General features: G+C 70.5%; 6 protein-coding genes. 1 reads left to right on the top strand and 5 read right to left on the bottom strand.

Features of this window, described 5'->3' with window-relative positions; genetic code table 11:
- Positions 1-104: 104 nt before the first annotated feature.
- Positions 105-671 (top strand): GNAT family N-acetyltransferase, encoded by a 567-nt coding sequence (locus tag ACH4LD_RS10045; RefSeq protein WP_398055652.1) that lies wholly within the window; start codon positions 105-107, stop codon positions 669-671.
- Here the strand turns inward: ACH4LD_RS10045 and ACH4LD_RS10040 are convergent.
- The 5 genes from ACH4LD_RS10040 to ACH4LD_RS10020 form a co-directional block, all read right to left on the bottom strand.
- On the bottom strand, positions 668-2359 hold the full coding sequence (locus ACH4LD_RS10040; RefSeq protein WP_398055651.1) for a type IV secretory system conjugative DNA transfer family protein: 1692 nt from the start codon (positions 2357-2359) through the stop codon (positions 668-670). The two genes, ACH4LD_RS10045 and ACH4LD_RS10040, sit on opposite strands and share 4 nt — an antisense overlap.
- 63 nt (positions 2360-2422) lie before the next feature.
- Positions 2423-3835 carry an ATP-binding protein gene (locus ACH4LD_RS10035; protein WP_103809624.1) on the bottom strand — a complete coding sequence of 471 codons (1413 nt, stop codon included), beginning with the start codon at positions 3833-3835 and terminating at the stop codon, positions 2423-2425.
- A 14-nt stretch (positions 3836-3849) separates the two neighbouring features.
- Positions 3850-5406, bottom strand: a complete 1557-nt coding sequence (locus ACH4LD_RS10030) for an SCO6880 family protein (protein WP_103809625.1) — start codon at positions 5404-5406, stop codon at positions 3850-3852.
- Positions 5403-6722 (bottom strand): hypothetical protein, encoded by a 1320-nt coding sequence (locus ACH4LD_RS10025; RefSeq protein ID WP_398055650.1) that lies wholly within the window; start codon positions 6720-6722, stop codon positions 5403-5405. The genes ACH4LD_RS10030 and ACH4LD_RS10025 overlap by 4 nt, the downstream gene beginning before the upstream one ends.
- Positions 6712-7536 carry a hypothetical protein gene (locus tag ACH4LD_RS10020; RefSeq protein WP_398055649.1) on the bottom strand — a complete coding sequence of 275 codons (825 nt, stop codon included), beginning with the start codon at positions 7534-7536 and terminating at the stop codon, positions 6712-6714. Before ACH4LD_RS10020 ends, ACH4LD_RS10025 begins: the two co-directional genes overlap by 11 nt.
- Positions 7537-7605 lie beyond the last annotated feature (69 nt).

The following is a 7605-nucleotide window of genomic DNA, read 5'->3' as shown; positions in this document are numbered from 1 at the left end:
GTACTGCAGGGGGGACCCTGTGGGAGAGTAGGACACCGCCGAACAATTCTTGAGGAAACCCCCGCACCTTCGGTGCGGGGGTTTTCTGCGTTTAGGGTGGTCGCATGAGTCTTGTCGCCAGGAACGAGTACGTAGTCCGCGCCATACGGCCCGATGACTGGGAGCGGGTGAAGGAGCTGCGGCTGGACGCCCTGCGGGATCCTGCCGCGCACCTCGCGTTTCTGGAGACCTACGAGAACGCTGCGGCCAAGCCCGACTCCTTCTGGCAGGACCGGGCCGTCGCCTCCGGGGAGGGCTCCACGACCGCCCGGCAGTTCATCGCCGAGACGGGCGACGGGACTTGGGCCGGCTCGGTCACCGTACTCGTCGAAGAGGCCGGGACGAAGGACTGGGCCGGGTATGCGGTGGAGCGGCGGCAGGGGCACGTCGCCGGGGTCTTCGTGCGGCCCGAGCACCGGGGGAACGGGCTGATCGAGGCGTTGTTCGAGGCCGGTGTCGCCTGGGCGTGGGAACGGGCGGCCGAGCGGGTGCGGCTGTTCGTCCATGAGGACAACGCACGAGCACAGGCGGCGTACCGGAAGATCGGGTTCGTTCCCAGTGGCCTGGTGGTGTCCTTCTCGAAGAACGAGGCGGAGACGGAGTGCGAGTTCGTCCTGGAGCGGCCGGCCTAGACCGGTAGCTCCTCGTGGGGCCAGCGGGAGCGGGCCTGTTCCCGGGAGCGGAGCAGGGCGAGCGTGGGCAGGCCCCGGTCGGCTCCGGTGGCGAGCAGGGTCGGCAGCTCCGGGAACGGGGCCACGGCCGCGATGTCGTCCAGGACCAGGGTGAGTGGTGGGTCGAGCCGACCGGAGGATGACCGTTCGGCCATGCGCCGGCCGCGCTCGACCACGCTGGAGACGAGGGCCGTCAGGAGCGGCATCGCGCCCGGATTGCTCCTCGGGTCCTCGATGGATTCACCGACCACATAAAGCGTGCCCCCTTCTTGGATGAAGGAATCCAAGGCGAGCGCATCATTTCGGTTGGGAGTGCAGGCTTCGCGGATGTTGACCGTGGAGAGCGCCGCGAGGGCCCTGCCGGTCAGTTCCTGGGCGATGTCGCGGCGTTCGGGGTGGGCGGTGAGGGCCGCCTCCAGCTCGCCGGCGGCGCCCGGGGCGGCCTTGGGGTGGGTACGGAGGGTGCGGACCGCCTCCTGGACCTGGGTGCCCTGGGACCAGCGGTGGACGTGACGGATGGTGCGGTTCTCCAGGGCGGCGGCGTGCAGGTAGCTGCGCAGGAGGGTGGTCGCTGTGTCCGCCACCGCTTGGTCGATCTTGGCGGTGGGGCGTACGGGGGCCAGCAGGGCTGTCGCTCTGTGCAGCGCCGTTTGTTTGTCTTCGCAGCCGGTGGTGGGGGACCAGTGGAGGCGGGCCGGGGTGTCGCAGAGGTGTGTGGGGTCGTAGAGGAGGGTGGGGCCCAGTTTTGCCTTCGCGTCCTTTGTGTCCGACCAGAGGGTCGGGTTGGAGGTGACGATGAGGGTGGGGCCGGGGGCGGTCCGGATGGCGTGGGTCGCGGTGGTGTGGCGGCGTTCCCTGGGGGCGATGTGGATTCTTTCCCACCCGACCACCCGTTCACCGTCGGCCGAGAAGTCGCCCCATCCCAGCGGCTCGACCTCCCTACGAGGTGCCGGCACCTCCTGCTGAGGCGCGAGCCCGTGCGCGGTTCCCTCAAGAACAGGCTCCGCCGGCCCGCCGGCCCCGGCCCCCACTGCCCCGGCACCCACCGACCCTGTACTCACCGGTCCGACCGGCGTCGGCCCAGCGGCCGCTGACCCGGCCGCCCCCGTTCCGGCCACCATCGGCGCAGCAGCCCCCGGTCCAGCCGCAGGCGGCCCAGCCCACACCGATCCGCCCCCCGCCGACCCAGCCACTGCGGGGCCGCCCCCCGCCGGCCCAGCCGCCGCCGGTCCGGCTTCCTTCGTCCCCCCGTCTCCAGCCGCAGCCCTGCGGGCCTTCCCGGCTCGCCACCGTGCCACCGTTCCCAGGGCGAACATCGTGAGGACGAAGAGGATCATCAGTTGGGCTATGAAGAGGCCCCAGAACAGGCCCCAGCCGGAGAGCTGGGACGGCGGGGTGTCCGGCCAGGCGCCGGTGATGTCGTGGGGGCGGCCGATGAGGTGGCGCATGGCCAGGGGCGTGCGGGTGAACGTGACGCCGGTGGGCCAGGCGCCCTGGGCGAACCAGGCCGCCAGGCCCGTGGCCGTCCAGACCAGCACCGTCATGCCGAGGAGGAACGCGAGCATGCCGATCAGCAGGCCGTCGGGGATGCCGCCCTGGCCCTCCCGGCGGCTGTCCCGGCGGTCCTCGCGGTGGTCGTCCGGTCTCACCCTGTGGTCCCCTTACATCTCCTCGCGTCCCCTTGGGCCCGTCTCGCGCGCTCCGGTGTCCTCTTACGCCACCGTCGACTCGGAGTCGCCCACGTGCTGTTCCACGAAGGCCGCGGCCCGTTGCTCGGCCTCCAGTTCGGCCGCCCGCAGGGCGTCGTCGGCCGCGAGGTCGCTGGAGGACTCGGTCATCGCCCGGTCGGTGAAGACCAGCGGCCGTTCCGTCTCCGTGATCAGGTGTTTGACCACCTGGACGTTGCCGTTGACGTCCCAGACCGCGATGCCGGGCGTGAGCGTGGGGATGATCTCGACCGCCCAGCGGGGCAGGCCGAGGACCCGGCCCGTGGCCCTCGCCTCGTCGGCCTTCTGGGCGTAGATCGTCCTGGTCGACGCCATCTTCAGGATGGCCGCCGCCTCCTTCGCCGCCGCTCCGTCGACGACGTCGGACAGGTGGTGGACCACCGCCACGAAGGAGAGGCCGAGACGGCGGCCGAACTTCAGCAGCCGCTGGAAGAGCTGGGCCACGAACGGGCTGTTGATGATGTGCCAGGCCTCCTCGACCAGGAAGATGCGCTTCTTCCGGTCGGGGCGGATCCAGGTGTGCTCCAGCCACACGCCGACGATCGCCATGAGGATCGGCATGGCGATGGAGTTGCGGTCGATGTGGGAGAGGTCGAAGACGATCAGCGGGGCGTCCAGGTCGATGCCGACCGTCGTCGGCCCGTCGAACATGCCCCGCAGGTCACCGTCGACCAGCCGGTCCAGGACCAGGGCGACGTCGAGGCCCCACGCCCGTACGTCGTCTATGGCGACGTTCATGGCCTCCGCCGACTCCGGCTCGGGGTGCCGTAGCTGCTCCACGATGTCGGACAGGACCGGCTGGCGGTCCACGATGGTCTCGTTGACGTACGAGTGGGCGACCTTGAGGGCGAAGCCGGAGCGCTCGTCCAGGCCGTGGCCCATCGCGACTTCGATGATCGTGCGGAGCAGTGCCAGCTGACCGGTGGTGGTGATCGCCGGATCGAGCGGGTTCAGGCGGATGCCGTGGTCCAGGGCGGCCGTCGGGTCCAGCCGGATCGGCGTTATCCCCAGCTCCTCGGCGATGAGATTCCACTCGCCGACCCCGTCCTCGCCCTGGGCGTCCAGCACGACGACCTGGCGGTCCCTGAAGCGGAGCTGGCGCAGGACGTAGGTCTTCTCCAGGGCCGACTTGCCGTTGCCGGACTCGCCGAGGACGAGCCAGTGCGGGGCCGGCAACTGCTGGCCGTAGAGCTGGAAGGGGTCGTAGATGTAGCCCTTCCCGGAGTACACCTCGCGGCCGATGATGACGCCGGAGTCGCCGAGGCCGGGCGCGGCCGTGGGCAGGTAGACGGCCTGGGCCTGGCCCGTGGAGGTGCGCACCGGCAGCCGGGTCGTCTCGACCTTCCCGAAGAGGAAGGAGGTGAAGGCCTCGGTGAGGACGGACAGCGGGTCCCGCATCGGCGAATCAGCCCCTACCTTCGGATGCCGGTGGCGAACGGAAGTGTGTTCACGAAGGCGCGGTGGTGCTCTCGGTCGCACCACTCCAGCTTGAGGTACGACTTGCCGGCGGAGGCCCTTATCGTGCGCTTGTCGCGGGCGAGGGCCTCCGGGGAACGGGAGGAGACCGTGATGTAGCCGACCAGGTTGACGCCGGCGGCGCCGCTGGCGAGGTCCTCGCCGCGCTGGTCGAGGCGGTTGTGCGCGGCGATGTCCCGGGGGTCGACGGTGCGGTTCATCTTGGCGGCGCGGGATGCCTCGGCCTCGTCGTTGGTCTTCTCGGTGAGCATCCGCTCGATGGCGACCTCGGTGGGTTCGAGGTCCATGGTGACGGCGACCGTGCGGATGACGTCCGGGGTGTGGACGAGGAGCGGCGCGAGGAAGTTCACGCCGACGGGGGTCATCGGCCACTCCTTCACCCAGGCGGTGGCGTGGCACCAGGGCGCGCGGGTGCTGGACTCGCGGGTCTTGGCCTGGAGGTAGGTGGGTTCCGTGGCGTCCAGCTCGGCCGGCCAGGCGTTGCGCTGGGTCATCGCCTGGATGTGGTCGATGGGGTGGTCGGGGTCGTACATGGAGTGGATGAGGGAGGCCAGCCGCCCCTGACCGAGCGGCTGCCGTACCCGGATGTCGGCCTCCTGGAGCCGCGAGCAGATGTCGGTGAGCTCGCGGGCCATGACGACGGCGAGCCCGGCGTCCCGGTCGACCTTGCCGCCGCGGGCGCGGACGGCGCGGGCCATGGCGTGCGCCTCGGCGGCCAGTTCGCGGGTGTAGTGCATGCAGGCGACGAGGTAGGCGCGGTGCTGCTCGCTGCTGGTGGACACCATGGACTGGAGCTGGTCGTACGACTGCTGGAGCCAGCCGGGGGCGCGGGGGTCGCCGCGTTGGCCGACGTCCTTGGCGTGCGCGTCCGGGTCGGCGGGCAGGGTCCGGGCGAGCATCTGCAGGCGCGTGACGAAGCCGTCTCCGTTGGCGACGTGCTTGAGCAGGGTGCCGAAGCGGTCGACCAGGGCCTCCTGATCCTCCGAGTCGCGCAGGCCGACGCCGGGGCCCTCGATCTCGATGGCGGCGGTGACGGTCTTGCGGTCGGCGTGCAGCAGTACGGCGATCTCGTCCGGCCCGAAGGGCGCGGCGAGCCAGGTGATGCGGCCGATGCCCGGTGGCGGGCCGATCTCGATCTCGCGGCCGTCGAGCCGGGTCCCGGCCTCCATGGCGGTGGAGCGGTAGACGGCGCCCCGTTTGACGGTGCGCTTGTAGCTGCGGTTGATCTCGAACCACTTGTAGAACGTGCGGCGCTTGTACGGCACGTAGACCGCGGCGAGCGCGAGCAGCGGGAAGCCGGTCAGCAGCACGATCCGCAGGGGCAGGACGGGGACGAGGAGGCCGCACATCATGCCGAGGAACGCACCGGCGATGATCAGGGCGATCTCGCCGGACTCACGGTTCCGGCCGACGATCGCGTTCGGCCGGGCGCGGCCGATGAGATACGTACGGCGGGGCGTGACCGGATGGGACAGGTGGGACTCGGTCGTCAACGCCCTTCACCTCCCGAGCGGTTGTTGCGGGTGTTGCTGGCGTGCGGTGTGTTGACCGGGCTGGACGCGCGGGGCGCGGGCGCGGCGGAGGGGACGGCTCCGCCGCCGGTGGGGGTGCGGCTGCTGTGGGCGGCGACGCCGCCGCTGGCCGGGTTGGCCGGGCGGGGGGTGCTGCCGGACGGTCCGCCGGAGGTGTCGGCGCGGGTGCTGTGGGTCTTGATGCCCTGGGCGACGAGGGTGGCCGGGGAGCTGATGACGGCGGCGGCCTTGCTCTCGGCGCCCTGCATGATGCGGTTGCTGCGGGAGCCGGCGAGTTCGTCGCCGAAGCCGGGGACGAAGCGGTAGATCATCGCGCTGGCGAAGATGGCCAGCAGGATGATGGCGAGGCCGGAGACGACGGCGGAGAAGGCGTCGGGGCCGCTGTCGCCGGAGAGGGCGCCGGCCAGGCCGAGGACGATCACGATGACCGGCTTGACGAGGATGACGGCGATCATGATGCCGGCCCAGCGGCGGACGTGGCCCCACAGGTTCTTGTCGACAAGGCCGGCGTACACGACGGTGCCGAGGAGGGCGCCGACGTAGAGCAGGGCGGCGCGGATGACGAGCTCCAGCCAGAGGACGCCGGCGGCGAGGATGCTGACCAGGGACACGACGATCAGCATGATGGGGCCGCCGCCGATGTCGTTGCCCTTCTTGAGGGCGCCGGAGAAGGTGCCGAAGAAGGTGTCGGCCTGGTCGCCGGTGGCTTTCGCGAGGACGTCCGTGACACCGTCCGTCGCCGATACGACGGTGTACAGGATCAGGGGGGTGAAGGCGGAGGCCAGCACGGTGAGCCAGAGGAAGCCGACGGCTTCCGAGATGGCGGTGGTGAGGGGGACGCCGCGGACGGCTCGCTTGGCGACGGCCAGGAGCCAGAGCAGGAGCGTGAGGATCGTGGAGGCGGCGAAGACGACGGCGTACTGCTTCAGGAACGCCTGATTGGTGAAGTCGACGTTGGCGGTCTCCTTCACGGCGCTGCTGAGCTTCCCGATGGTCCAGGCGGCCGCGTCGGCACAGCCCTTGGCCAGGGAGGCGAGGGGGTCGAGGGTGTCGGTGAGGGGGTTGCTGGGGGTGCCGACGGAGGATCCGCCGGAGGGGTCACCGGACTCGCAGAACTTCCGGGCAGGGGGCGCGAGCAGGGAGCAGTCGGCGCTCTTGCTAGGGGTGGGTGTGGGGGACGGTGCCGCCACGGCTCGCGCGGCCAGGAGCACGGTGGCGGCCTGTACGGCGCCCACCAGACCTGCGAGCTTGAGGACGCGCTGCGAGCTACCGGGCATATGTGAACCCTCCGAACTCCTTGACCGCCTTGCCGATCTCACCGGCACCGGAGACGGGGTTGTCTCCGGCGATCGGGGTGGGGCCCGTCTTCTGGCTGGTCTCCAGCACCTTCCAGTCGCTGCCGTCCCACTTCAGCTTGAAGGTGACGGTCGACCAGCCACTGGTCACAGGGTTGTTCGAGCCTTCACCAGCCAGGCCGAAGAGCGTGTTGCACCACACTTCGACGGTCGCCGCCTCGCCGCTGTAGGACGTCGTCTTCGTGCCGGCCGGCAGTGTGCGGTCGACGAAGGTGACGTCCTTGGGAACGCTGCCGTCGGCGTTGAGGCCGATGTTCTTGAGGAAGTCGGCCGAGTAATTGGCGTCGAAAACCGACTGGAGCCGGCTCACGGTGCTCGGGTCGGCCACTGCCTCGATGATGCTGTGTCTGTTGGTTGTGTCGACCATGCCGTCGGACCACAGAACCACCGCATAGTTCGCCGCCGCGCTCTGCGCCCCCTGTTCGGTGTGCGGGAACCCGGTCGGGATGTTGCCGGTCTTCGTGTCCACCGGCTTGGTTCCACTTGCCGCGGTCGACGCAGCCCGCGGCTGGTCCTTCTTCGCTGTCGTACCGTCACCCGGCGAATCATCCCCCCGGTTCGCGAAGGCGATGGCGGCGATGAGGAGGACTACTACGCCTACCACCGTGACCAGGCTGCGGGAGGAGGAGCGGTGGGGGCGGCGGGGGGCGCCGCCGTAGGGGTCGGGGTCGGGGAGGCGGGTGCGGGTGTGGCCCGTCTCGGGGTAGTCGTAGCCCTGTTCGTCTCCGGGACTCATACCGTGTGCGCTCCCTCACCCTCGTAGGCATACGACGGTAGCCGTGCTGGTTCCCGCGGCGGCGCGGTG

Origin of the sequence: Streptomyces sp. NPDC017676, from assembly GCF_044329325.1 — a bacterium.
Lineage (GTDB): Bacteria > Actinomycetota > Actinomycetes > Streptomycetales > Streptomycetaceae > Streptomyces.
Note: the sequence above shows the minus strand (reverse complement) of the source record. Positions and strands in the feature narration are given on the sequence as shown.